The organism is Rapidithrix thailandica (genome assembly GCF_039710355.1).
Classification (GTDB): domain Bacteria; phylum Bacteroidota; class Bacteroidia; order Cytophagales; family Flammeovirgaceae; genus Rapidithrix; species Rapidithrix thailandica.
This window is the reverse complement of record NZ_JBDKWZ010000001.1, coordinates 179,441-201,298: the sequence shown is the minus strand read 5'-3', so window position 1 is coordinate 201,298 and position 21,858 is coordinate 179,441. Positions and strand designations below refer to the sequence as shown.

The 21,858-nt window shown below is 40.9% G+C and carries 19 protein-coding genes; 6 read left to right on the top strand and 13 right to left on the bottom strand.

Translation table 11 applies throughout. The features are described from left to right. From AAG747_RS00670 to AAG747_RS00655, 4 genes are all read right to left on the bottom strand, one after another. Positions 1–897 (bottom strand): SDR family NAD(P)-dependent oxidoreductase (locus tag AAG747_RS00670; protein WP_346819185.1); only part of this gene is annotated, 897 nt, incomplete at its 3' end. Between the two features lie 60 nt (positions 898–957). Further along, complete coding sequence (locus tag AAG747_RS00665; protein ID WP_346819184.1) at positions 958–1,704, bottom strand: tyrosine-protein phosphatase; 747 nt, start codon at positions 1,702–1,704, stop codon at positions 958–960. 176 nt (positions 1,705–1,880) lie between these two features. Then, positions 1,881–4,277, bottom strand: coding sequence for a GumC family protein (locus tag AAG747_RS00660; protein ID WP_346819183.1), 2,397 nt, complete (start codon positions 4,275–4,277; stop codon positions 1,881–1,883). Next, positions 4,278–4,994 carry a polysaccharide biosynthesis/export family protein gene (locus AAG747_RS00655; protein WP_346819182.1) on the bottom strand — a complete coding sequence of 239 codons (717 nt, stop codon included), beginning with the start codon at positions 4,992–4,994 and terminating at the stop codon, positions 4,278–4,280. Positions 4,995–5,521: 527 nt separating this feature from the next. Here AAG747_RS00655 and AAG747_RS00650 point away from each other — a divergent pair. Further along, positions 5,522–6,259: a LytR/AlgR family response regulator transcription factor gene (locus AAG747_RS00650; RefSeq protein WP_346819181.1), complete on the top strand. Its 738-nt coding sequence runs from the start codon at positions 5,522–5,524 to the stop codon at positions 6,257–6,259. 103 nt (positions 6,260–6,362) lie between these two features. Here AAG747_RS00650 and AAG747_RS00645 read toward each other — a convergent pair whose 3' ends face one another. The 6 genes from AAG747_RS00645 to AAG747_RS00620 all read right to left on the bottom strand — a co-directional run bounded on the left by AAG747_RS00645 (position 6,363) and on the right by AAG747_RS00620 (position 11,193). Beyond that, complete coding sequence (locus AAG747_RS00645) at positions 6,363–6,686, bottom strand: anti-sigma factor family protein (protein ID WP_346819734.1); 324 nt, start codon at positions 6,684–6,686, stop codon at positions 6,363–6,365. Positions 6,687–6,917: 231 nt separating this feature from the next. Next, the gene (locus AAG747_RS00640; protein ID WP_346819180.1) at positions 6,918–7,043 is read right to left on the bottom strand and encodes a 30S ribosomal protein THX; all 126 of its coding nucleotides are present in this window, start codon (positions 7,041–7,043) and stop codon (positions 6,918–6,920) included. 106 nt (positions 7,044–7,149) lie between these two features. Then, positions 7,150–7,821, bottom strand: a complete 672-nt coding sequence (locus AAG747_RS00635) for an oxidoreductase (RefSeq protein WP_346819179.1) — start codon at positions 7,819–7,821, stop codon at positions 7,150–7,152. 179 nt (positions 7,822–8,000) lie between these two features. Continuing rightward, positions 8,001–9,413 carry a hypothetical protein gene (locus AAG747_RS00630; RefSeq protein WP_346819178.1) on the bottom strand — a complete coding sequence of 471 codons (1,413 nt, stop codon included), beginning with the start codon at positions 9,411–9,413 and terminating at the stop codon, positions 8,001–8,003. A 269-nt stretch (positions 9,414–9,682) separates the two neighbouring features. Continuing rightward, positions 9,683–10,504 carry a hypothetical protein gene (locus tag AAG747_RS00625; RefSeq protein ID WP_346819177.1) on the bottom strand — a complete coding sequence of 274 codons (822 nt, stop codon included), beginning with the start codon at positions 10,502–10,504 and terminating at the stop codon, positions 9,683–9,685. Further along, entirely contained in the window at positions 10,501–11,193 is a 693-nt protein-coding gene (locus AAG747_RS00620) for a TrmH family RNA methyltransferase (protein ID WP_346819176.1), read from the bottom strand. The genes AAG747_RS00625 and AAG747_RS00620 overlap by 4 nt, the downstream gene beginning before the upstream one ends. Before the next feature lie 324 nt (positions 11,194–11,517). Here AAG747_RS00620 and AAG747_RS00615 point away from each other — a divergent pair, with 324 nt between their 5' ends. Next, positions 11,518–12,165: a T9SS type A sorting domain-containing protein gene (locus AAG747_RS00615; protein ID WP_346819175.1), complete on the top strand. Its 648-nt coding sequence runs from the start codon at positions 11,518–11,520 to the stop codon at positions 12,163–12,165. 138 nt (positions 12,166–12,303) lie between these two features. On the opposite strand, the gene AAG747_RS00610 is transcribed toward AAG747_RS00615, so the two are convergent. After that, positions 12,304–12,558, bottom strand: coding sequence for a hypothetical protein (locus tag AAG747_RS00610; RefSeq protein WP_346819174.1), 255 nt, complete (start codon positions 12,556–12,558; stop codon positions 12,304–12,306). Positions 12,559–12,939: 381 nt separating this feature from the next. On the opposite strand from AAG747_RS00610, the gene AAG747_RS00605 reads away from it, so the two are divergent. From AAG747_RS00605 to AAG747_RS00595, 3 genes are all read left to right on the top strand, one after another. Continuing rightward, positions 12,940–14,337, top strand: a complete 1,398-nt coding sequence (locus AAG747_RS00605; protein WP_346819173.1) for an MATE family efflux transporter — start codon at positions 12,940–12,942, stop codon at positions 14,335–14,337. Positions 14,338–14,495: 158 nt separating this feature from the next. Then, positions 14,496–14,981, top strand: coding sequence for a TlpA disulfide reductase family protein (locus AAG747_RS00600; RefSeq protein WP_346819172.1), 486 nt, complete (start codon positions 14,496–14,498; stop codon positions 14,979–14,981). A gap of 123 nt (positions 14,982–15,104) precedes the next feature. Beyond that, complete coding sequence (locus tag AAG747_RS00595) at positions 15,105–15,728, top strand: thioredoxin family protein (protein ID WP_346819171.1); 624 nt, start codon at positions 15,105–15,107, stop codon at positions 15,726–15,728. A 96-nt stretch (positions 15,729–15,824) separates the two neighbouring features. Here the strand turns inward: AAG747_RS00595 and AAG747_RS00590 are convergent, their stop codons facing one another. After that, the gene (locus AAG747_RS00590) at positions 15,825–16,301 is read right to left on the bottom strand and encodes a DUF4293 domain-containing protein (RefSeq protein WP_346819170.1); all 477 of its coding nucleotides are present in this window, start codon (positions 16,299–16,301) and stop codon (positions 15,825–15,827) included. Between the two features lie 343 nt (positions 16,302–16,644). On the opposite strand from AAG747_RS00590, the gene bshB1 reads away from it, so the two are divergent. Further along, positions 16,645–17,373 carry a bacillithiol biosynthesis deacetylase BshB1 gene (bshB1, locus tag AAG747_RS00585; RefSeq protein WP_346819169.1) on the top strand — a complete coding sequence of 243 codons (729 nt, stop codon included), beginning with the start codon at positions 16,645–16,647 and terminating at the stop codon, positions 17,371–17,373. Between the two features lie 86 nt (positions 17,374–17,459). Here the strand turns inward: bshB1 and rpoC are convergent, their stop codons facing one another. Next, positions 17,460–21,767, bottom strand: a complete 4,308-nt coding sequence (gene rpoC, locus AAG747_RS00580; RefSeq protein WP_346819168.1) for a DNA-directed RNA polymerase subunit beta' — start codon at positions 21,765–21,767, stop codon at positions 17,460–17,462. Positions 21,768–21,858: the final 91 nt, after the last annotated feature.

The following is a 21,858-nucleotide window of genomic DNA, read 5'->3' as shown; positions in this document are numbered from 1 at the left end:
CACCTTACTACTATCATAAACAAAATTACTTGTGGAGGAGTTGACCGTTTCTTTAGTGATCAAGGGAGCTTTTCCGGAAAAGAAAGCCATGAGGGCGGCAAGACGGCACAAGACCAACCCTTGCCATCGTTTAACTTCGGTGGTAGGAGCCGGGACGTTTAGTTTTTGGGCTATTTGGCGGAAAATATCCCGGTATTTAATACTTTGAGCGTTAAGAATAAAGCGTTCGTTGCTGACTTCCGAGTCTAATAACTTCACCACTACTTCTGCAATATCACGCACATCCACATAATTAAGAGAGCCTGAGGGGTAATATTTTTTCCCCTCTTTCACATACTTGAGAATCTGCAAACTACTTCGGTTCCAATCCCCGGTAGCTAATACGATAGAAGGATTGACGACCAATACATCCAGCCCCTCAGCCATCCCTCTCCACACCTCTTGTTCGGCCTGATATTTACTGATTCCGTATTTTGAGTTATTTTCCGAGTTGACCCATTTGGTCGTCTCGTTAATCATTTCCTCTTGTTTATTTCTTCCGATCGCGGCTACAGAACTAATATGGCAGAGCTTTTTCACTTTTGCTTGTAAACAAGCATTGACCAGATTGGCAGTACCTTCTACATTTATTTTAAACATTTGTTGTACTTGCTTTCCGGAAAATGACACCACAGCAGCAGCATGAATCACATAATCAATGTCTTTCAGGGCATCTTCCAAGGAAAACACGTCCAAAATATCCCCTTCTACCCATTCGATTTTTGAAGTGATGTCTTGCATCTGGCTGGTATCACTGTTCTTTCTTTTTAAGGCTTTTACTTGTTTTCCCGCTTGCACCAATGCCCGGGCGATATGCCCCCCGACTACCCCAGTGGCTCCTGTGATTAAATATTTCATTATCTGTTAATGTGTCTGTTTGTTGAATATGTGCTCTACCCTTTTTGGGTAGACAGAGGCTCACAAAGTATTATTCAAGACGGATTGGGTTAATACTTTGCGGAAGTAATACTCGTCCCGTCCTTCGGCAAGTGTATTTAAGTGTTTGATTTTGTGACAATCCGATCCTACAAAAGCGACTAAGCCGTCATCAATCAGCCGTTCGGCCTGCTTTTGAGAAGCTTTGGAGTAATACCCGAAAAGTGAATTGGCATTGATTTGTAGCAAGACATTCATCTTACTTAATTCTGTCAATTCTTCGTAAGCATTAAACAAATATACATAACGCTCCGGATGAGCCATCACCGGTTTGTATCCTTGAGTTTGCATCATAAATACCGCTTCTTTCAGAAAAGAACTGGCATTCATATACGAAGTTTCGAACAACAAGTATTTATCCCCAAAAGTTAAAAGTGGTTCTTCCTTTTGTAATTTTTCAATCAGGCTCTCGTCCAAATAGTACTCCGCAGCTGCTTCCAATTCAATATCAATCTGTTCTTCTTTCAGGCGGGTTTTTACCTCGGCCAATTTACTCAGGATATCCTCTTTGGTATTGGTATAAAAATCCCCCATTACATGAGGAGTGGTAACCAATTTCCGATACCCTAAGCGCACAAATTCCCGGATCATCGTCAGGGTTTCGTCCATCGTAGCAGCACCATCATCCAAGCCCGGAAGCAAATGAGAGTGTATATCGACCGTTAAAGGTTGTATTGCTTCAGGATCGATCGTTTGCTTTTTTTTCTTTTTACTAAATATTCCAAACATAAATTATTGCATTTTCAAATAACAGTTCCACATTTTCTTTTCCACTTTTCAAACTGCTCTTTTCCTTGATGAACCTCCTGTGGATGCCTACTTGTAGAAGCTGAATTTTCAATCTTAAAGTAAGACTTTCTTGAGTAATAGCCTGTTCCAAATTACCAAACAAAATGGTAAATCCCTCACTGTATTACTTTCTTCCTTATGCGTTGCCATAAACTGGTCATCTCCGGGGGGTCCTCATAATAGCCATTTGCTCCTTCATACCCGTAGGCATATTGGCCGTATTGAGAATTAAGACTTACATCGTTGAGGATCACTGACAGGTGCCGGATATTTTTGGAATGATAAAGGTCATTTATACTATTTGCATATGTTTGCTTCGAATATTCGGCCCGAACTACGTAAAGCGGTAAATCCACTTTATTCATAATGATAAATCCGTCTGTCACAATTCCTACGGGAGGTGTATCGAATATGATCACATCAAACTGCTCTTTTAGCTCGGTTACCATATCCTCAAACCTCGATGACATAATCAGTTCCGAAGGATTGGGCGGTAAAGGCCCGGCAGTCAGATAATATAAAGAAGGAATGGAAGCCTTTTGGATACACTTGTCTAAAGTGGATTTGCCAATGATCACCGATGACACCCCCTCCACATTCGAATGATTAAAAGCCAAATGCACTTTTGGTTTTCGCAAGTCAAGGTCCACCACAATTACTTTCATTTCAGACATGGCTATTACACCGGCCAGATTGAGGGTTACAAAGGTTTTTCCTTCCCCACTCACAGTCGAAGTCACCGAGATCAAACGCTGTTTATGTTTGGTTGAAAAGAAATCCAAGTTGGTACGCAATGAACGGAACGACTCACTCATGGACGACTTTGGGTTAAGCCCTACTACTAATTGGGAATACTCCATTGGCTTTCGGTAGGAAGGTACCACCCCCAAAATAGGCGCTTCAATCAATTTCTCCAACTCCTTCACCCGGGTAATTTTATTTTGCATAAAATACCGTAACAGCACTAATCCGACAGACATAAACATGGCGACCACCACTCCTATGGCATAAATGATAACGGGCACCGGATAGATAGGAACACTAGAGGCATTGGCCTCGTCCAACACTTGGAAATTAGGTACCGTACCTGCTTTAGCCATCCCAATTTCAATCAATTTTGTTGAAATAATATTGGAGATTTCTTCGTAAATTTCATAACTCTTGGTGAGTTTCTTAAAATCGTTATCTTCCTGATCATTTTGATACAAAGAAGCCTGTAAACGCCCTATTTCCCCTCGGATTTCGTCTATTTGTTTATTGATAAAATTCTTTTGTAAGCGAATGATTTCATAGAGCTCCAGTTTGGAATTATTGATCGCCTTTTTCCTTTGTTGAAAGGCAAATGTTGACTCTTTATATGCCCCCTTCAAACGGAAAAAATCTTGTTCTGCCTTATAGAGTTGGTCCAATAACTCGTTGAGTTTTGTATTGCCAATGAGGGAGGCAATGGCAGTTAAGTAAACGGTGTTGGAGTCTGATTTGATCAACTGCTCTATTTTTTCATAATTCTCCAAATCCATCCGCAACTCCAACTTTGCATCTTCATACTCCCGTATACGCTCCATCACCTGACTCACGTCCTCTTTTATCGTGATTTTGTTCATCCGGGAGTACCTTTCCAAAGCTTTCTCAAACCGGTCTAAGGTATCGCGGGTAATCTGCAATTGTGCATTCAAATAATTCAGCGACTGCTCGTATACCCGGTTTTTATTATCAATGGTTTTCACCAAATAGTTTTGGTTCAATGCGCGAACAATGTCAATTGCCTTTGTCCTGTTGTGATCCTGAAAAGAAATCCGCAGGGTATTCGCACCTCTGTTGTCAATAGCTACTTCCAGGTTTTGATCGAAATACTTATATAAATTTGCCTTACTGTTGATGACAAAGTAAAAGTTTTCATTTAAGTCTTTTTCTTGCAAGGAGCCATTTTTCAAGATTCTCACTTTTAACCCTGGCCTCTCAATCAATTCACTAAAGGTATATACTGGGGCTTCTTCGGGATTTTCCGAATCCAGGCTAAGGCGAAATTGATCTTCATTAATGATTTTCACAAGAATATTGCGATCCTGCATATCCGGATTCGCATAACGGTACTCTACGGTGAAAGGAGTGCTTTGAAAGCGTTCATCACTTAACAGATCTCCCTGTACAAAATAACTAACATACAGGTTTAGGGAGTCAATCACCCCATCATAAATGGAGTTAGACTTGAGTAATTGCATTTCCCCGGCCAGGTTAATCGCATCAATCCCTTCCTGAAACATGCCCACTTCCAATTGCAATAAGTCAGAAGAGCTCTTAAACTCCAACTTGATCCGAGATTCTGCCTGGTATACCGGTTTACTCCAACGAAGAAACAAAAAGGTACCTAAACCGGAAAATAAGATAATTAAGAAAATGAAAGGCAGGCTTTTACGAAGTACATACAATAGCCTCTCCAGGTCAAACTCACTGAGTAAGTTGACCTCTTTTTTAGCTTGTATTTTCAATTGAGGGTTCAAGTACTCCGTCATTTATTTATTAATTAGTATAAAGAGGGCTGCCACACTTGTAATCAAAGAGACGACAAAAGCAAAGTCCTTCAAAGGAGCAATGTCCACTTTTCTACGGGGTTCTACATATATCACATCTCCCGGGAGGACTGTCAAGCTAGCCAACTTTACAGATTCAATGCTTGACAAGTCTACTACTTGTACACTTGGATTTTTCAAATCTCCCCGAAGCACACGAATATTACTGGCTTTGGCTAACTCCTGAAAGTCACCGGCCAGGGCCAGAATTTCCAGCAAATTCATTCCTTCATTCCGCAATGGAATAACCTGATCACCCAACGCTCCCATTACAGTCACCCGTTTGTTGAGATACTGCATCACCACATAAGGTTGTTCGTAGTGTTGTTCATAAGCTTCTGTCAACAATTCTTCGGCTTGTTTGAGAGTAAGCCCCGCTAATTTCAACTTTCCGACCATGGGCAAGTTCACCATCCCTTGCCCATCCACCAAATGTGACTGTGGCGGCATGCCATTCCGGAAAAGCGGCTGAGTATACATCGAGTTGACGTCATTCACGGACTGACTCCGTTGATTTTGTTGATTCCCATCTGTACTCAAGCCCAGTTTCCCTGTTTCGAACTCCTTATTAGGATCAATCAAAGCCTCTCCTTTATTGGTATATACGGATATTGCCAAATAATCATCTTCTTCTATCAAGTAATTGCGACTTGCATCCAAATACGTTTTCTCAAAAGCCTCAAGATTAATTGACTGGTCCGTTTGAAAAATAATACTCTTCCGGGAACAAGAACAAGTAAAAACTATTAAACAAATTACTATATAGGTAGGGTTAAGCTTACAAGCATATTTTTCCATAGGATCATCAAAAAATCAGTTCAGCTGCTTAACTGAGTATCAAATATGTATGTATCTTGCAAATGGAGATCCATTCTCAGTTAACTTGATCAAATAAAACTAAATATAGATTAAAAAATACTTTTATTAAGCCGGAAAATTAACTATTTCTTCTATGAAATCTGAACTTTCCTCCTCTTATTTGAAAGCGAAATTAATCAACTTGTAAGATTTACTTTTGTTCTCTTGTATTTTTCCCTCTTGTGGCTCCTCTAGTTTTTTGAATTACTCGTAATAACTCCTACTTTTATACTGCATTACATTTGATTTATACAGCCTGTCAACCAAAAGGTACATCTCTTTTAGCAGGTTTTTTTAATCAAATTCAACCTAAGATAATGGGAGTTACAATGAATATTCTACGTGCAATAGTAATCGATGATGAACGTCTGGCAAGGCTGGAACTTAAATCACTACTCAAAAAATATGATGATATCGAAGTAGTGGAAGAAGCTGGGAATGTAGATGAAGCCTATGAAAAAATCATAAAACATCAACCGGATTTACTTTTTCTCGACATCCAAATGCCAGAAAAAACGGGCTTTGACTTGCTGGAAATGCTGCCATCAGCCCCCAATGTGGTATTTACCACAGCCTACGATGACTTTGCCTTAAAGGCTTTTGAGATCAATGCTTTAGACTATCTCCTAAAGCCTATTGAACCCAGGCGCTTGGAAGAAGCCATCAAAAAAGTCAGAAAAAAAGTGGAATCCAAAGAAGCAGCACCTACCCAAAATTTCTCTACTGAAAAGTTGTCGGAAACCGACCAGGTGTTTGTCAAAGACGGGGACAAGTGTTGGTTTGTAAAACTGTTGGACATTAGTTTATTTGAATCGGACGGCAATTATGTAAAAGTGTATTTTGAAAATAACCGTCCGCTTATACACCGTTCTTTGAATGCTTTGGATGAGCGTTTGGACGACAAATTATTTTTCCGGGCCAGCCGTAAGTATATTATCAACTTAAAGTGGATCGACAATATCGAGCCTTGGTTTAATGGAGGCCTGATGGTAAGTCTAAAAGACGGGCAAAAAATTGAGATTTCCCGCAGGCAGGCCGCGAAGTTTAAGGAGCGCCTCAGCCTGTAAAAAGACATAAACCAAAAGGAAGAAATACCTTTTTTCATCCTTTTGGTTTCTTTCACAAAAGAAACAGTATTAATTTTAGGAATACCCTGTGGGAAGGAATTGATTACTGAAGGAGTTCGTAGATTTTTACCTTTTGGCGGATTTCTTCTTCAAGAGCGATGGGGACTTCTTTTTTCTTCACGTTGGACCGGATCAAATTTACGATTTCCTGTTCCACCTGAAACTGCTCTTTACATGCAGTACATTTTTCCAATTGTTTTTGGAAGAGGAGCCTCTCTCTAGTTGATAATTCATTATCAATAAAATAATGAACCATTTCGCTGAACTCTTTACAAGTAAGTCTATTTCGGTTCTTTTTGAGAGATAGTTTTACTAACCACTTATCAACGCTCCCTTTAAGGTTGTTAAACAAACAATGAATACCCATTAAAGGGCTTTCTTCTTGTAGCTTTGAATTCATCTTCATGCAAAAAAATTTAAATTCCTAACTATCTATCCTATGCAGCTACTAATCAAACCTGAATTGCACAAAGAGAGTTCAACGCCCATCTAAAATTTTAAATCGGTTTTTTTGTGAGTTTTTATCCTTAACAGTGTACTTCCGAAAACAAAAGGTGCCGGTAAAAAGGCACCCTTTTACGTTTTAGCCGGACCATGTTTATTTTTTATCCGAAGAACCTTTTTGGTCCGAAGCCTTATACTTTTTTGCTTTGTGAGGCCTTCTTACACCGAAGGTTCCTTTGGTAATTTTTCCTCTTCTTGTTTTTTTATCTCCTTTTCCCATAGTAAACTTTAATTTTATTTGATGAATGTTCTACTATAAGATAGAAGATTCTGGCAAGAATCACAAGAAATACCCAGTAAACCAACACTTTATCAACTCTCTCCTTTTAATGAAAGGTTTGCAACTCCTCTGATTCTAATAGTTGAAGTGTGGGACCAAAAGCTACCTTCTCCGATTGGAGCATTGCTGCTACAACCGTATCTGCATGAATGCCTCGATACCTTAAAGGAATAAGAAATGAAAAAAGTTGGTTAAACATCTTAGCAAAACCTTCACCTAAACGGGCTTCTTGTCGTTCCCCCAGTAGTAGTGAAGGCCGGTAAATCAAAATCTTGTCAAAAGGCATTTTTCGAACAAATTCTTCCGCTTCGCCCTTCACCCGGTTATAAAAAAACATTGAGGTCTTATTACTTCCCAGAGCCGAAACCAAATGAAAGTGCTTTGCTCCGGCTCGAAGTGCGTATTCTGCAAAATATTGAACATACGTACAGTCCACTTTGTAAAACTTTTCTTTCGAACCCGCTTTTTTCATCGTGGTTCCCAGACAACAAAAAGCTGTGTCGACAATAACTTCCGGGGGCAGATTTCCAAGCGTATCAAAATCCACGTTTATCTCTTTCAACTTATCATTCTCAATTCCCAGAGGTCTTCGTACCAATGCTATTACCTGGCGATAACTCTCTTGTTTAAGTAAAGCTTTCACCAAAGTGTGCCCTATCAACCCGGTAGCTCCTGCCACTAAAGCCACTTTGCTTGTAATTTCTTTTGTATCTGACATGATAAGTCTTGTTAGGTAAACTGTATATTTCCAAATGTACAACATCTAATGAAAGGACCGGATAAAAGAAGTATGATGATACACTTCGAATACCTTTTACAAAAATTGCTTAATCAATTGTTATCAAAAAAGGGATTCGTTACGAATCCCTTTTTTGATAAGTGAGTATATATTCGAATTTATTTTGCAATGCAATCAATTCGTTCCGAAGTCATATACTTCGGTACGGGAATATTAAAGTTATCCAAAATGCTCGGTACAATGGTCACAGAATTCACTCCGTACTGCCGCTCCTTTTTAGGTGTCTTATCTTTAGGATCATAAACGACTAAAGAACCTTCCGGCACATGATAGGCTGTACTTCCCGTTTCGTCATCAATAGGAATATTTGTGATTCCTAATTTCTCAAAAGGCACCTTTTCGCCCTTATACAGCACGTATTCATGATCCATATTTCTATGGCCCAAGTCAATGCTAAAGAAGTTGCCTTTTAGACGATAACTGATTGGCTTTCCATTAATCTCCAACTGGTCGAGGTTCTCTTTGAATGGTTCGATATACGGCTCATCCAAAGTCAAATTGTACTGAGGGTGCATTGCCGGTTTAATTTCCCAACAACCTTCCGGAAGTTCAAAAAACCGAAGAAAGTTATTGAAATCTTCACAATATACCTCCGTTTTTAATTGCTCGGCAATGGTTGCCTTTTGCCCCATACTACTTGCCATCACCAACTTGTATTCCGGATTGGCATCTATAAAACGAATCAAGGCCTGCAAGAAGTCATTGAGTTTTCCCATGGTAAAATCAATTTCACCCTGATACGTTTGTTTCCATTCCTGACTCAAATCATACTGTTTATAATCTTCCGGAAAGGTAGCTGCCCAATACCGGTGCATCGTTGAGGCTACATGATTCGAAAAATAAGTAGAAAAAGCAGGAGCTGTTTTTTTCAATAATTTCAAATAGACATCAAATGCCAAAACGGTTTGAAAAGTTCTTCTTCGAGTTTTCTTCCAAGGTGTTGTCCGCTCTGCTACCAACTGCCCGGCTACATCCATCATAGTCTTCGACTTGATCCCTAAACCCGGCAAACTCAAAGCCAGGGAGGTAGCGGATTTCATATCAATACCGGTATCTACATTTCGCCCCGACTTCCGCGACATGGCCAGGTTGAACTGTTGAAAAGGCATTAATTTCTCAGGATGGGCCAATGAATCTCCCGCAAAGGGATCGGGAACATAAAACGCATAGTCCTTGTAATTTGCCGGTGCCGGAAAGCTATGCATAGACGCAAATACTCCTGTAGAAATGCCTTTATTGATCAGAATTTCCCAAATGGAAGGGTATTTGGCATTTACTCCCGAAAGATCTTCTCCAAAGTCTTTGATTTGATGGTGCTTATTGCTCACCCCCCGATGCAAAGTAGGCCAGGTAATCCAAGGAGAGAGGTGCCCGGTATCTTCCGTCACGGTTTCTATCTGGCTCGACACCTTCATGATCTCAGCCAGAGTTGATTTAGGATGGGTTTTGCAATAATGATCTATTACCTTGAAAGGTACTTCATTGAGTTCAAAAAGGATTATCTTTCGCATGGAGATCGACTTGTTTTATGTAAATTTTTAGAGTCGTAATTTCACAAAGAGTGCGGTTCATAGCGAAGTCACTCTTTTTTGTACAAAAAAGTGTTTCTGTTTCTACAAAAACCAGACTGTTTTCACCAAATTCTTGTCTTATTCAAGATATCAACACAATCATTTAGCAAAAATGGCTTTTCTTAAGATTTAAAACCAAAACTTATATCATCAAATCTGATTAATTTTATCAAAAACCGGTGAGCAAAGTCAATTATCCGAACCAATGATCAGTCTTGCTCAAAATCCGCTTCAAAGATCCGTACTCCTTTCCGGGAGAAGGAAACCAAAAAATGAGAAGTTAACAAAACCTTATCTGTAACTTCCTCGGGCAACAAATACGTTTTTCTTTCTTGGGTATACATATCCATTGTCACCAACTTTCCCCGATGGATAAAATAAATCATATTGTTCCAAAAGGAGAAAAAATCAGTGGCGGATGCGTCTAAACGCCGGTTAAAATTGCCCAAAAGGTCGAAGACTAAAATACCCGACTGGGCATCATTGACAAACAGCCAGTTTTGGTACTCTCTCATATAATTAAGCTGTAATTCGTCTCCAAACAAATCATTGGTCAAGGGTGCGTTAATCAACAGTTCCCCCGTTTCTTCATCCAACTTCTTGATACTCATATCAAATTCATCATACAACCAGATATGATTATCTGTTGCCAGGGCCGCTGCCGGAGCATGTCCGATCAGTTCCGGGGGAAGTTTTTGCACGTTGGCCGTTCCTAATTGACGGTCAAGCAACAAATACTCCTGGTAATCGGCATTGAAAGCAAATATACGGACGGTTTGCCAAGCATCTATACAGGCAAAGGAACCGGGCTTGCCATACGAATAATCACCCTCAGTTTGTCCACTGGGTAAATCATATTTTTTGATTTGTCCTAATACATCTGCGACATAAATTTTCTGATTGCGATCCATACTTATGGCTGTGATTCCATTCAAAGGAACATGTTTGATGGAGCGATACCTTTGCCCTTGGCATGGCAAAAACGACAAAACCAGAAAAACACTCCACAGTACGTAGGTCAAGGCATTCATATTAATCCGGCCCGTTTTTTAATATAATATTCGGTTTCTAATTTATCCGCCCGTCTGATTACTTTCTTAACCCAATCCATTTGCAATTCTTTTCTTTCTTCGGCACTCAGTTGCCAAGGAATATCAGAGGTATGCAACTGCCGGATCATATGACTTAAACAAATAGAGGCGCTTACCGAAAGGTTATAACTTTCCGTAAATCCGAACATAGGAATTTTTATCGTTAGATCAGCTTCTTCCAGAGCTTCCTCTGACAAACCGGTAAGTTCCGTTCCAAACAATAAGCCTATTTTATTATCCAGTGGCAAGTCGTATAAATCAATGCTGCTTTCCCCGGGAGAAGTAGCCACTAAGGTGTAGCCCTGTTGTTTGAGTAGTTGCATCGTCTCCCGGGTATTGTGATGCCGGTGTAAGTCCACCCATTTTCCAGCCCCTCTGGCCACGCCCTTATTCAGTTTATATTTATTGAAAACTTCAATCACATGGACATCCTGTATCCCCAAGCACTCACAAGTCCGGATCACCGCACTGGCATTTTGCGACTGATAAATATTTTCCATTACCACTGTCAAATGCCGGGTACGATACGGCAATATCTTATTGAATAAAGACATTTTATTTTCGGTGACAAACCCGGACAAGTACTCTAGTAGCTCCTGATCTATTTCTTCTTTTACTTGTTCGTTCATATCTGTTGTATTCCTGATCACTTCAAAATTAACTTCTCTTTGTCAAAATGTCACCTATTCCGGGCTTCTTCCCATTCTCTGAATTCCCTATAAGCCTTTTGTCCTACTACCCGGAATGCTCATTTCAGTATTCTTCTTCAAGCAAACTATCCGGAGGTTGTCCACAAACTAACATATGTGAACGATTATGAACAGTACCCACTAGTACTCATCCAACAAAAACAACCCACAAACAACTGTATATCAATACATAACAAAAACATGGCACAAGTCTGGCAAAAGGATAAATACAAATTGATTTTTATAGAACAAAAATATCCAACCATGAAAAAGTCCACTGTTTTGATTTTTAGCTTTCTTTTTAGTTTAATCAGTATGATAAGTTTTGCTGAGAATAAAAAACACCTTGCCGGAGAAAAAGCAACCGCTGCATCTGTTGGGTTGGCTTACAATTACTATGTTGTACAGAATAGCCCTAACCTGCGATTTGCGTTTAAAAACACGAAGCCCGGTACAGTCAACATCAGCTTGTACAACAAGAAAAATGAATTGGTGTTTAACAAAGCTTATGTAAATAAAGAGTTCAGTAATAACAATATCAACTTAGAAAACTTCGGTAACGGACAGTATAGTTTGAAAATAGAAAAAGGTCCTTTTGTGGAATATCATGTATTGCATGTAGGAGAGCGTACAGTCAATGAGCTTAGTCCTTACGATGTATTTGTCACTTCTCAATTCAAACAAGAGCAAGTACTGGTATCCTTTACCAATGCGGTAACCCCTACTTCCATTGTGATTACAAATGATGCCGGAAAGGTAGTGCATAAAGATGAGGTTAATAAAACCCATTTTAACACCTTAATTTCCACCCAAAAGTTTAGAGAAGGGGCTTATACGGTGACGATAACCGGTAGCGAAAAGTCAGAAAGTCATCGCTTCTGGGTAAAAAACACCAAAAACCTGAATGAATAGAACTACCTTATATACTACTAATCGTCAAATTAATTTTCACTCACCCATCGTGAATTCAATGAGTTCATGATGGGTGAGTTTTTTATCAATTTATTAGAATACCATCCCAGGTACAAGGACAAGCCAACTGCCATCAACTTATTTTTCCAACTCTTTTTCTTCCAAAACAGAGATATCCAGCACCTCCAGGTCCAGGTACCAATCGGGGTGTGGCGACCATTCATGGCACATGGGACATTGGGTTTGCCGGTGTACTTTAGAACAAGAAGGGCACTTTCCATAGGTAGCAAATGTATTCCACACCTGGCCACACTCACAACTCCAGTAACTACCGCCATCAGGTTGCCATTCGCATTTGGGACATTGAATCATATGTTCCTTTTCAGCCATCATTAATTGCTTTAAAATTCAAGGGTTCTATTTATGAAACACGCTTTTAACGCATAGAAAAACCAACACTTAATCGATCTCATCAACAGGGAATTAATTTTATAAAAAAACTTCAATAATTCACCATCGTTTACACTTTCATTAGAGAAAAATTGCAGTACTTTGCAAATCCAAATTCTCACCAACATCACTGTAGCATTCCGGGTTTCCCCGGAAACAGTTACTGACAAGAAGTAAAAAATTCATAAACATCTGATACTAACCTTATAAGAACAGGACACACCCCTGGGCTGTTCTATTGCGGGGTATTGTCAGTGGTATTCAGGAGGCATAAAAGTTTATCCCATTTTATTTGTATCAATAATTTTTATAAATAAATCAAAAATGAGTATAAAGGAATACATACCTCATTATAAAAAGAACCTTAGTTTATCGTTACCGGTAATGTTGGCATTGGCAGGGCAAATGTCAGTAGGTATTGTGGATAATATTATGGTGGGGCATATAGGCACGACTCCATTGGCTGCCGCTTCGTTTGCCAACGGAGTCTTTGTCAATATGTTGGTATTCGGGATGGGCTTTGCCTATGGCCTGACACCTTTAGTAGGCCAGGCATATAGCAAGCGGAATGTCACAGAAATTGGGGGGCTATTCAAAAATGGCTTGACAGCCTACCTCTCTTTAGGGTTGCTTTTAACATTTGTGGCACTTGCCCTCTCCTTGGTCATGCAATTCATGGGACAAAAAGTCGATGTATTGCATCAGGCCACCCCTTATTATCATATCATTAGTTATAGCCTTGTGCCTCTCATGCTGTTTTTTGCTTGTAAACAGTTTGCCGAAGGAATTGAGTCTACCAAACCTACCATGGTATTTACCTTGCTCAGCAACCTGATCAATGTAGGATTGAACTATGTGCTCATTTTCGGAAAGTTTGGGGTAGAACCCATGGGTCTGGTCGGAGCCGGAATCGCTACCTTGGTTGCCCGGGTATTTATGGCGGTAAGTTTATTAATCTATTTGCTTCAATCCAAAACCTTCGCTCCTTATCAACAAGCCTTTAAAAACAGTAAAATCAATATTGGACAGGTCAAGGAACTCAGTCGTATTGGTTTACCTATTGCTTTCCAAACCACCTTGGAAACCGGGGCATTCAACATGGGTACGATTATGATGGGTTGGATCGGAAAAGTAGAGCTAGCAGCCCATCAGATTACACTGAGTCTGGCTTCTCTTACCTATATGATTGCCAATGGAATCTCTACTGCAGCTACCGTCCGCGTCAGTAATCAATATGGAAAACGGGAATTCACCACCCTTCGGAAAGCCGCCCATAGCGTATTTCATATGTCAGCGGTATTTATGATTGTGTCAGCCATCCTACTGGTTTTTACCCGGCATTACTTACCCCCGATCTTTGTGCAAGCCGACCCGGAAATACAGGACCCCCTACTAGTAACGGCCATGGCCTCTAAGCTGATCATAGTAGCCGCCTTGTTCCAGCTGTTTGATGGCATTCAAGTGGTAGGTCTGGGAGCATTGCGAGGACTTACGGATGTGAAAATCCCTTCAATGATTGCTTTGCTTTCGTATTGGGTGATCTCTTTACCTGTAGCCTATGTATTGGCTTTTGTTTTCGACTTAAAGGAAACCGGAATCTGGATCGGCTTTTTGGTGGGATTAACCATGGCCGCAATTTTACTGGTGCTTCGCTTTGAGATTGTAAGCAAAAAATTAGAACAGCAAAACACTCAAACTTCGGATGTACTAGTATCCGGATAATTGATAACTTGCCAAATGACAAATTCCTTCTTTCAATATGGATTCACTAAAAAAATGTTAAATCCCTTTGAAAGGTAGTCTAACACTGTTGAGATGGGTATATTGTTTCAAAATAACAAGTCAAACAATAAAAACATATCTAATTGACTATCAAGCCAATGAAGAAATTTCTTTTTCTATTTATCTTGGGGTTTATCTGTTGGAATTCCACTTTGGCCCAACCCGAAGTGAAGGTGATCAAGATGGAACAACTCGAAGCCATGATAAACCATACTTCGGGAAAAACGTATGTAATTAATTTCTGGGCTACTTGGTGTGCTCCTTGTATCAAGGAGCTACCGGATTTTGAAAAGGCCCGGGATACGTTTAAATCCAAAAATGTAGAATTTATCTTGGTAAGCTTAGACTTTGCCAATCAATTGGAAAGCCGGGTGATTCCTTTTGTAAAGCGAAAAAACTTAAAATCAAGGGTGGTGTTATTAGATGAGACCGATTACGATACTTGGATTGGAAGAATAGATCCCGACTGGGAAGGGGCAATTCCTGCAACGTTGGTAGTCAATTCGCAATCCCAACAAAGAAAGTTTTTTCCAAAAGGCCTGACTTACGATGATTTAGTAAAGATTTTGCAATCCTTTATATAACAAGAAAATATCATTAAATGTATTTGAGAACACATACAAGGTGTTCATCTATACAGGTTTCTTGGCCACGGTGCCGGGAAATGCTCCATCATGAATGTAATTTTCATCCAAACAGTTTTAAACATGAAAGCAAAACCCATTATTGCTCTGATAGTTACACTAGGATTATGGACTGTATTCTCCGCATTTTCGGTGAATGAAGGCGGCTATAATGTGGGAGATAAAATCGAAGGTTTCAAGTTAAAAAATGTAGATGGGCAAATGGTCTCATTGGCCGATTACCCCAAAGCTAAGGGCTTTATTATTGTATTCACCTGTAATACATGTCCTTATGCCAAACTATATGAGCAACGTATTAATGACTTGAACAAAGAATACGCTTCCAAAGGTTTTCCTGTAATTGCCATCAACCCCAATGACGTCAGTCAGCAACCGGGTGATTCTTTTGCAGCCATGCAACAAAGGGCCAAGGATAAAAACTATTCGTTCCCATATTTGCACGATGAAAGCCAAAAGGTAACCAAGGCTTTTGGCGCAGAAAAAACCCCACATGTTTATATTGTGAAAAAGCAAAACGGTTCTATGAGAGTAGCTTATATCGGCACGATAGACAACAGTCCGAACAATGCTGCACAAGCCAATAAATTCTATGTAAGAGATGCGGTAGATGCCTTGTTGGCTGGCAAAGAAGTGAGCAAAACCACAACCAAAGCAATCGGATGTACTATTAAATGGAAAAACAGTTAGGCCCTTATAATTATAAGTTGAAAGGTAAAAAAACCTCCTCTCCGGTAGTACACTGGAGAGGAGGTTTTTTTATCCCCGTGTTGCGTAGGTATTGACTTAACGAAGCCGGTCCGATGAACGTACCAGTTTTTCATCTTTACGGATAAAGCGGTTGGCCAATAGGTTGAAAAACAAGCCTACGGCCGGCAAATAAAAACCGATATCAAAAGCACCTTGATTGGTTTTCACCTCAAAATATTTTGTCCCTTCAAATAAGAAGTACACCATACAGCCAATTGTTGCAGCCATTAACAATACATTCAATAAGTTTAATTTCAATTGGGTCAACCTACTCTTATAACTAAAGATGGAGCCGATGGCCACTGCTGCAGATAAAAATGCTAAAGCTGCAATGTAAAACGTATTCACAGTATTGACGGCTTCTTCTCCTTTTGAATGCACCATTTGCAGAGCTGTCAATACTACGGTTTCGGTTCCTTCACTACTTGTTTTTTCCCAAATGGAAGTAAACACCACAGAAAACATAGCAATTGCTACCAATGCCAAAAAAATTGATTGAACCCTTTGTAACATACTTTTTTTGATTTACACGAATCTTAAAATAGACTTTGAGTTTTTGCCTTTCTGCACTGCACATCACCAGGCAAAAACAATTGCGCAAATTTAGCGATTCAAATTTGATAAAGAAAGCCGTGCCCTTACAAGAGTTCGGGTCCCTATAAGGTTTTCTATAGTTTAGGCACCTCAGGTATCAAACAATTTACTTTCTCCTCTAAACCAACACTTTACCAACCCACTCCCTGTCAAATCCCGGGCAGATCTCATCGGCTAGCCTTCAAAAGAGTTGGTAAATAGGCCTAATCTTACCAACTTTATATGCTCATTAATTTGCAACCTATCTAAAATTACAGACCAAATGAAATTAGATATATTAGTACTCGCAGCCCACCCTGATGATGCCGAATTAAGCTGTTCAGGCACCCTTTTGGCCCATATAGCGCTGGGGAAAAAAGTGGGCATTATCGATTTTACACAGGGGGAAATGGGAACGCGCGGTTCTGCCGAAATTCGAAAACAAGAAGCGGAAGCCTCTTCCAAAATTTTAGGTGTTCATATCCGGGAGAATTTACAATTTGCAGATGCTTTTTTCAAAAATGACCGGGAACATCAGTTGGAAGTCATTAAAGTAATCCGCAAGTACCGGCCGGAAATCGTTTTGGCCAACGCTCCCCAAGACCGTCACCCCGACCACCCCAAGGCAGCAGCACTGAGTGTGGAAGCCTGTTTTTACAGTGGCTTAAAAAAGCTTAGTACTCAACTGAACGGGCAGGCGCAAGAAGCTTGGCGCCCCAAAAAGGTTTACCACTTCATTCAATCTGACTATATTGAACCTGATTTTTCCGTTGACATCACTCCCTATTGGGATAAAAAAGTGGAATCTATCAAAGCCTTTGCCACTCAGTTTCACACGGGATCGGCAGAAGACAAGACAGCACAAGACAGCACTTTTATTTCCACGCCTGAGTTTATGCATTTTATTGAATCCAGGGCCCGCCATTGGGCAAAACCACTCGGTGTAAAGTATGCAGAAGGATTTGTCAAAACGCAGCCTATTGGAGTGAAAGATTTATTTGATTTACTCTAATGAATCAGAACCTATTCCAGTACTTCGAAATAAAAAAGCCGGTATTGCTACCGGCTTTTTTATTTATATACAAATCAATGAATGACTTAGTTTTGAAGCTCTCTGGAAGTAAAGCTCTGCTTAGAAGCCACTAAAGCTTCGTATTCTTCTCTGGAGCCCACCCGGATTTTTTGATGTTCTCTCACACCGGTACCCGCAGGAATCAAGTGACCTACAATCACGTTTTCCTTCAAGCCGTTCAGTTCATCCGCTTTACCATTAATGGCCGCCTCACTCAGTACTTTGGTAGTTTCCTGGAAGGATGCTGCCGAGATAAAGCTATGAGTACCCAACGAAGCTTGTGTGATACCTTGCAAGGTCGGACGAGAAACCGAAGGTTGTGCATCTCTTACTGTCACAGTCTTCAAGTCTCTACGCTTTAGGCTAGAGTTTTCATCTCTCAGTCTCCGAGCTGTTACGATCATACCTGGTTTCAAGTTGGTAGATTCTCCTGCATCTACAACTACTTTCTTATCCAGGATCTTATCGTTCTCTTCACGGAAAGAGAATTTATCCACTACCTGGTTAGGCAAGAAGGTCGTATCTCCCGTATCCACAATGATTACTTTTTGCATCATCTGACGCACAATCACTTCGATATGTTTGTCATTGATTTTCACCCCTTGCAAACGGTATACGTCCTGAATCTCGTTCACCAAGTATTCCTGTACAGCAGTAGGTCCTTTGATGTTCAGGATATCAGAAGGAGTAATCGCACCGTCTGACAATGGCATTCCCGCTTTCACAAAGTCATTTTCTTGCACCAAGATATGCTTAGAAAGCTGCACCATGTATTTCTTACGCAATCCGTCTTTGGATTCTACAAAGATCTCCCGGTTACCCCGTTTGATACCTCCGTAAGAAACAACTCCGTCAATTTCACTCACTACTGCAGGGTTCGATGGGTTTCTGGCTTCGAACAGCTCGGTAACCCTTGGAAGACCCCCTGTAATATCCCGGGTTTTACCAATTGCTCTCGGGATCTTCACCATAATTTGTCCCGCCTTCACGTTATCTCCGTCTTCGATGGACAAGTGAGCTCCCACCGGGATGTTGCTACTCACCTCAGTGCCATTGGTCGCTTGTACTACAATGGTTGGGTTTTTCGTTTTATCTTTGGTATCGATAATTACTTTCTGTCTGTGACCGGTTTGTTCATCGTATTCTTCACGGAAAGTGATACCTTCCTCGATAGATTCAAACCTGATAATACCGTCAAACTGAGAAAGGATGACTGCGTTAAACGGATCCCAGAAACAGATCGTATCAGCTTTTTCTACTTTGTCTCCGTCTTTCACTTTTAAGTAAGATCCGTAAGGAACGTGGTTGCTTAACAGCATTCGTCCACTCTTTTCCTCAATGATCTTCACTTCTGCTGTTCTAGACATAACGACTTCCACATCATCGCCTTCAGGTGACTTAGTCGGCACGGATTTCATTTCTTCAAATTCAATGATTCCGCTGAATTTAGCCCTGATGGATGCGTCTACTGCGATGTTAGAAGCGGTACCCCCTACGTGGAATGTACGTAAGGTCAACTGAGTACCCGGCTCACCGATAGATTGCGCAGCAATAACTCCCACAGACTCACCGATTTGCACCAGCTTACCTGTAGAGAGGTTACGACCGTAACATGCCGAACAAACCCCTTTTTTGGATTCGCAAGTCAGTACAGAACGAATCTCTACGGCCTCGATATTGGTTTCTTCGATTTTTGCTACAATCTCCTCTGTGATCTCATTTCCGGCTTCTACCAACAACTCATCGGTCAACGGATCGTATACATCGTGAACACTTACACGACCAAGGATACGCTCGCCCAAAGGTTCGATGACTTCATCGTTTTCTTTTAGGGCTTCCACGTTCAATCCTCTTAAAGTACCACAGTCTGTTTCGGCTACTACCACATCTTGCGAAACATCGACCAATCTACGTGTCAAATAACCCGCATCAGCCGTTTTCAAGGCAGTATCCGCCAAACCTTTCCGCGCACCGTGTGTTGAGATAAAATACTCAAGTACATCCAGTCCTTCTTTAAAGTTCGAAAGGATCGGGTTCTCAATAATGGCTCCCACAGAACCTTGTAAACTTTTCTGCGGCTTTGCCATCAATCCCCTCATTCCACCTAACTGACGAATTTGCTCTCTAGACCCCCTTGCTCCGGAATCCATCATCATAAAGATAGAGTTGAAGCCCTGGTTATCTTCTTTCATGCGAGTCATCAGGGTATTGGTCAACTGCGCATTGATACGGGTCCAGATATCAATCACCTGGTTGTATCGTTCGTTATCAGTGATTAATCCCATGAAGTAGTTGTTCCAAACTACATCCACCTCTTTCTTCGCTTCGTCAATCAGTTCTTGTTTCACATCCGGGATGATAATTTCATCCATACCAAAGGACAAGCCCCCTTTATAGGCGTTTTGGAAACCAAGGTATTTGATATCATCCAAGAATTTAGCCGTGCGGGCCATACCCACAATTTTGAAAACTCTTGCAATAATTCTTTGCAACATTTTCTTGGTCAGCAGTTCGTTTACGAATCCTACCTCTTCAGGAATACATTCGTTAAAGACTACCCGGCCGGCTACGGTTTCAATAATCTGGGTGCTTAATTCACCCGTTTTATCATCTCTTACTTTCCCTCTTACTTTGATGTTCGCATGTTTAGAGATTTTTCGCTCATTCAATGCGATGATTACTTCTTCCGCAGAGTAGAAAGTCATTCCTTCACCCGCTACGATTTCGGTATCCGTAGTTTTTCTACCTTTTGTCAGATAGTAAAGCCCCAATACCATATCTTGTGATGGTACCGTGATCGGATTACCGTTAGCCGGGTTCAGAATGTTATGAGAAGCCAACATCAATAGCGAAGCTTCCAAGACGGCCTCATGCCCTAAAGGCACGTGTACGGCCATTTGGTCACCATCAAAGTCAGCGTTGAAGGCGGTACATACTAAGGGGTGCAATTGGATTGCCTTACCCTCGATCAGTTTCGGTTGGAAAGCCTGAATACCCAAACGGTGCAAAGTAGGAGCACGGTTAAGGAGGACCGGATGTCCTTTCAAGACGTTTTCCAAGATATCCCAAACAACAGGGTCCTTCCGGTCAACAATCTTCTTTGCGGATTTTACGGTTTTGACAATACCCCGCTCGATCAACTTGCGGATAATAAACGGCTTAAATAACTCAGCCGCCATGTCTTTCGGCAATCCACATTCGTGCAGTTTCAATTCAGGCCCTACAACGATTACCGAACGGCCGGAATAATCCACCCTTTTCCCCAGCAAGTTTTGACGGAAACGCCCTTGTTTACCTTTCAGCATATCGCTCAAAGATTTCAACGGCCGGTTACCATCGGCTCTTACTGCATTTACTTTTCTGGAGTTATCGAACAACGAATCCACTGCTTCCTGAAGCATCCGTTTCTCGTTTCTCAAGATCACTTCCGGTGCCTTGATATCGATCAAACGCTTCAAACGGTTGTTTCGAATAATAACCCTTCTATACAAGTCATTTAAGTCAGATGTGGCAAAACGCCCTCCATCCAAAGGAACTAAGGGACGCAGCTCCGGTGGAATTACCGGTACCATTCGAATGATCATCCATTCCGGACGGTTTTCGATACGGGTACGGGCATCTCTGAAGGCTTCTACCACTTTCAGGCGCTTCAATGCTTCTGCTTTCCGCTGTTGAGAAGTATCGTTTGCGGCAGCATGCCTTAGCTCGTAGGAAAGTTCGTCCAGATTGATTCTTGACAGCAACATATCCAAAGCCTCAGCACCCATCTTGGCGATAAACTTGTTTGGATCATCATCGTCCAACTGCTGGTTCTCACGTGGCAGTTTATCCAGAATATCCAGATATTCGTCTTCGGTGAGGAAGTCCAAATAGTTTACACCATCTTCGGCTTTCACCCCTGCCTGCACTACTACGTAGCGCTCATAATAAATGATTTGATCCAGCTTCTTGGTAGGTAAACCAAGCAAGTAGCCAATTTTATTAGGCAAAGACCGGAAATACCATATGTGCGCAACCGGTACGACCAATTGGATATGACCCATGCGCTCTCTCCGCACTTTCTTCTCCGTAACCTCTACACCACATCGATCACAAATGATACCTTTGTACCGGATTCGCCTGTATTTCCCACAATGACATTCCCAGTCCTTCACCGGACCAAAAATGCGTTCACAGAACAAACCTCCCATTTCAGGTTTGTACGTCCTGTAATTAATGGTTTCCGGTTGGGTAACCTCACCATGAGAGCTCTCTAGGATAGACTCTGGTGACGCTAAACTAATAGTGACTCTATCGAAGTCATTGGTGATTTTTTTATTTTTTCTAAATGCCATCTGGTAGATCGGGTTTTCAAATCCGCAAATATATGTAATTTACCTATAAGTTCCGTAATTTTTATGAAAAATACTCACAATATTTTGAATT

Coding starts and splice junctions, on each gene's coding strand:
- AAG747_RS00645 (WP_346819734.1), bottom strand. CDS start 6,686: ATGGGTATTCATTGTTTGTTTAACAACCTTAAAGGGAGCGTTGATAAG.
- AAG747_RS00660 (WP_346819183.1), bottom strand. CDS start 4,277: ATGACGGAGTACTTGAACCCTCAATTGAAAATACAAGCTAAAAAAGAG.
- AAG747_RS00590 (WP_346819170.1), bottom strand. CDS start 16,301: ATGTTACAAAGGGTTCAATCAATTTTTTTGGCATTGGTAGCAATTGCT.
- AAG747_RS00595 (WP_346819171.1), top strand. CDS start 15,105: ATGAAAGCAAAACCCATTATTGCTCTGATAGTTACACTAGGATTATGG.
- AAG747_RS00635 (WP_346819179.1), bottom strand. CDS start 7,821: ATGTCAGATACAAAAGAAATTACAAGCAAAGTGGCTTTAGTGGCAGGA.
- AAG747_RS00620 (WP_346819176.1), bottom strand. CDS start 11,193: ATGAACGAACAAGTAAAAGAAGAAATAGATCAGGAGCTACTAGAGTAC.
- AAG747_RS00665 (WP_346819184.1), bottom strand. CDS start 1,704: ATGTTTGGAATATTTAGTAAAAAGAAAAAAAAGCAAACGATCGATCCT.
- AAG747_RS00625 (WP_346819177.1), bottom strand. CDS start 10,504: ATGAATGCCTTGACCTACGTACTGTGGAGTGTTTTTCTGGTTTTGTCG.
- AAG747_RS00605 (WP_346819173.1), top strand. CDS start 12,940: ATGAGTATAAAGGAATACATACCTCATTATAAAAAGAACCTTAGTTTA.
- AAG747_RS00630 (WP_346819178.1), bottom strand. CDS start 9,413: ATGCGAAAGATAATCCTTTTTGAACTCAATGAAGTACCTTTCAAGGTA.
- AAG747_RS00610 (WP_346819174.1), bottom strand. CDS start 12,558: ATGATGGCTGAAAAGGAACATATGATTCAATGTCCCAAATGCGAATGG.
- AAG747_RS00640 (WP_346819180.1), bottom strand. CDS start 7,043: ATGGGAAAAGGAGATAAAAAAACAAGAAGAGGAAAAATTACCAAAGGA.
- rpoC (WP_346819168.1), bottom strand. CDS start 21,767: ATGGCATTTAGAAAAAATAAAAAAATCACCAATGACTTCGATAGAGTC.
- bshB1 (WP_346819169.1), top strand. CDS start 16,645: ATGAAATTAGATATATTAGTACTCGCAGCCCACCCTGATGATGCCGAA.
- AAG747_RS00600 (WP_346819172.1), top strand. CDS start 14,496: ATGAAGAAATTTCTTTTTCTATTTATCTTGGGGTTTATCTGTTGGAAT.
- AAG747_RS00615 (WP_346819175.1), top strand. CDS start 11,518: ATGAAAAAGTCCACTGTTTTGATTTTTAGCTTTCTTTTTAGTTTAATC.
- AAG747_RS00650 (WP_346819181.1), top strand. CDS start 5,522: ATGAATATTCTACGTGCAATAGTAATCGATGATGAACGTCTGGCAAGG.